The organism is Candidatus Caldatribacterium sp., assembly GCA_014359405.1.
Taxonomy (GTDB): domain Bacteria; phylum Atribacterota; class Atribacteria; order Atribacterales; family Caldatribacteriaceae; genus Caldatribacterium; species Caldatribacterium oleiphilum.
In genome coordinates, this window is record JACIZN010000063.1 from 7261 (window position 1) to 10802 (window position 3542).

The 3542-nt window shown below is 54.4% G+C and carries 1 protein-coding gene and 2 pseudogenes (1 of these 3 running past the window's edge); 1 reads left to right on the plus strand and 2 read right to left on the minus strand.

What is annotated here, in order from left to right:
* Positions 1-1486 (plus strand): annotated as a pseudogene (locus tag H5U36_06135) (methionine synthase) (it extends 160 nt beyond the left edge of the window).
* Here the strand turns inward: H5U36_06135 and H5U36_06140 are convergent.
* Both H5U36_06140 and H5U36_06145 read right to left on the minus strand, forming a co-directional pair.
* On the minus strand, positions 1467-2486 hold the full coding sequence (locus tag H5U36_06140) for an aspartate-semialdehyde dehydrogenase (protein MBC7217717.1): 1020 nt from the start codon (positions 2484-2486) through the stop codon (positions 1467-1469). The pseudogene H5U36_06135 and the gene H5U36_06140 overlap by 20 nt on opposite strands.
* Positions 2473-3542, minus strand: a pseudogene (locus tag H5U36_06145) (aspartate kinase). Before H5U36_06145 ends, H5U36_06140 begins: the two are co-directional and overlap by 14 nt.

The window sequence follows — 3542 nt, forward strand, 5'->3', positions numbered from 1 at the left end:
GGAAGGCCCCTCTGCAGTCATGGTTGGGTACCGCCTTACCGAAGGCGTGGCAAGGGAGCTCTTCAAAAAACTCAAAGAGCTTGTGGTGGAGCACAATCTCTCGGGTGTTACCTGGATGCTGAGTTGCACCCCCCAAATTGAGCCCGTGGCTCGAGAAACCGGCCTTTTCGCCTACATTTTCACGGGGAAGGAGCCGTTTTCGGAGATTGTGGCAAGTCTCACCACCTCTTGCGAGAGCAAAGAGGAGGAACTCTACCCTCAAACTCTTCCCGAGAGAATTGCCGCAAAGCATCCTTTTCCCCTCCTCCGACACCACTTTGGCCTTCCCTCGGTTGCAGAGACCGTCGAGGGTGTACGGCGCATAAGCGAGGCAAAGGTTGTCGATGTCATCTCTCTTGGCCCGGACCAGAATGCCCAGGAATTCTTCTTTGAGCCCCACCTTATGGACGAAACCCACAAAGGCGCCGGGGGAGTTCCCCTAAGAAGGAGAGAGGACCTCGTTGCCATCTTTGAAGCTTCTCGGACCGGGAATTTTCCTCTTCTCCGCTGCTACAGCGGAACGAACCACCTCAGAGAGTGGGCGCATCTCCTTCACGAGACAATCCACATCGCCTGGGGAGCGGTACCCGTTTTCTGGTACAGTGAGCTCGACGGGCGTTCCAGAAGACCTCTCCCCCGGGCTATTGAAGAGAATCTCGAGGCGATGGCAACCTATGCGGAGCTTGGTGTTCCTCTTGAAGTCAACGATGCCCACCAGTGGAGCCTTCGGGACGCTCCGGATAGTGTTGCAGTGGCTTCCTTCTTCCTTGGGGCGTACATTGCCAAAAAACTCGGAGTCCGGTACTACGTGGCGCAGTACATGCTGAACACCCCGCCTGGAATTTCTCCTCGGGCAGACTTGGCGAAAATGCTTGCCAAGAAGGACCTTATTGCTGCTCTCGAAGACGAAAACTTTACGATCTTCACCCAGATCCGCGGAGGGTTGGCCCACTTTTCTCCTCACCTTGACATGGCCAAAGGGCAGCTTGCGGCCTCGACGTTTCTTGGTCTTTTCCTCAAACCCCACATTGTCCACGTTGTGAATTTCTCAGAGGGAGACCACCTTGCCCGTCCCGAGGAGGTCATTGAGAGTGCCCACATCGTTCAGGGGGTTTTCCGAGATGCTCTCTTCGACCTGCCCGATGTCACGAGGGATTCTTTCGTTGAGGAGCACCGGGAACGGATAAAGAACGAAGCCCTTATCCTCCTTGAGGCTGTGCGGTGCCTCGGAAAGGACAAAGAAGGAGATCCTTTCCTTAACCCAGGAGTCCTGAGCATGGCGGTTGAGAAGGGCTTTTTTGATGCACCCCACCTTGCAGGAAACCCCTGGGCTTTGGGAAAGGTGCAGACGAGAATTATTGATGGTGTTCTCTACGCTGTCGATGAAAACGGTAGGGTTCTCTCCGAAAAGGAGCGCATCGCAAAGCTTAAAGGATTCCCTCTTTGAGGAGGAGTTCGGCAATCTGAATGGCGTTGAGAGCGGCACCCTTGCGGAGTTGGTCCCCCACAACCCAGAGGTTAAGCCCTCGCTCTGAGGAAATATCTTCCCGTATTCGTCCCACGTAGCATGCGTCCTTTCCGGCTACAAAAAGTGGCATGGGATAGGAGCGGTTCTGTGGGTCATCCTGGACAACCACTCCCTCGAAACTCGAGAGGAGCTCAATGGCCTTCTCTCGAGTGATTTTCCGCTCCGTTTCAATGTTGAGGGCTACCGAGTGAGCCCGAAAAACAGGAACCCGAACACAGGTTGCTGTGACCTGGATGGTGGGGTCTTCCATGATTTTTCTGGTTTCCCAGACCATTTTCATTTCCTCTTTGGTGTAGAAGTTCTCCAAAAATACATCGATTTGGGGGATGAGGTTGAAGGCAATTTGATACGGGAATACCTTAACCTCAAGGGGTTTCCCCTGAGCGTAGGCGATGACCTGCTCTTCGAGTTCTCGCATAGCCTGGGCTCCTGCTCCAGAGGTTGCCTGGTAACTTGCGGCAACAATGCGGCGGATTTTCCCGTAATCGTGGAGCGGCTTGAGGGGAACAATGGAGATGATTGTGGTGCAGTTCGGATTGGCGATGATGCCTCTTCTCTTCACGTCATGGACACGGTGGGGGTTCACCTCCGGAACGATGAGCGGAACATCGTCCTCAAGACGAAACGCCGAGGAATTGTCTATGACCAGGCATCCACTTGAGGTGGCACAAGGAGCAAACTCCCGGCTCACCGAAGCCCCAGCACTAAAGAGGGCAAGATCGCACCCCTTGAAGCTTGAAGGACTCAGGACCTCTACGGGGATATCCTCTCCCTTGAAGCGAACTTTCTTTCCCAGTGAACGAGGCGAGGCCAAAGGTCTCAAATCACCCACTGGGAAGTTTCGTTCTTCAAGGATACGGAGCATTTCCTGGCCTACAGCGCCCGTGGCACCAACCACTGCAACTCTAAGAGTCCTCACGGAGCATCACCTCGCTATCCTCTATGAATGTCTCGTGGAGTGCCCGAACAGAATCGGCAACCCGATCCCTTGGAATGAGGCAGGAAATTCGAAGGTTCGAAGTGCTGATCATGTCGATGTTGATTCCCTGTCGTGCTAAGGTGTCGAACATACGAAAGGCGATATGGGGATCGCTTGCCACTCCTGCTCCCACAACGGATACTTTCCCCACCTTTTCATCGAATTTCACGCCCTCGAAAGGGAGTGTTTTTCGCAGATTCTCAAGTGCCCTCTGAACTTTTCCCTTGTCCTCTTCAGGGACCACAAAAGCGATGTCCTTTTTTCCTTCCCGTCCTTCGCTTTGGATGATCATATCAAGGGATACCGCACAATCTGCAAGGGTTCGGAGCACCAGGGCTGCCACTCCGGGTTCATCTGGAACTCCAAGGAGCACGACCTTCACGACATCGAGGCTGTGGGTTATGGCCCGCACCTTTACGTCCTCCACGTTCTCTACCTCCTCAACCCACGTCCCCTCATTCTCCGAGAAGGTTGAACGGACATGAACCCGAACTCCGTAGAGCCGAGAAAAATCCACTGCCCGCAGCTGGAGAACCTTTGCCCCGAGATTCGCCATTTCGGACATTTCATCGTAAGAAATGCGAGGTATTTTGCGGGCCTTCGGAACGATGCGAGGATCGGCAGTGAAAACTCCCTCAACGTCAGTGTAAATCTCGCACACATCGGCGTGTAAGGCTGCCGCCAGGCGCAGGCTGTGGTATCGCTCCCTCCTCGCCCAAGGGTGGTGATATCCCCTTTTTCGGTGATTCCCTGAAAACCTGCCACAATGACGACTCTACCCTCCTCGAGGTGGCGGAGGATCCGCTCAACCTGTACCCGAAGAATGCGGGCCTTGGTGTGCGTATCGGTGGTGATGATGCCTGCTTGCCCTCCGGTGAGGGAGATGGAAGAAATTCCCCGAGCAAAGAGAGCTATGGAGAGAAGGGCAATGGACACCTGTTCACCGGTTGCAAGGAGCATGTCGATTTCACGTTCTGGGGGGAGAGGATGGAGCTC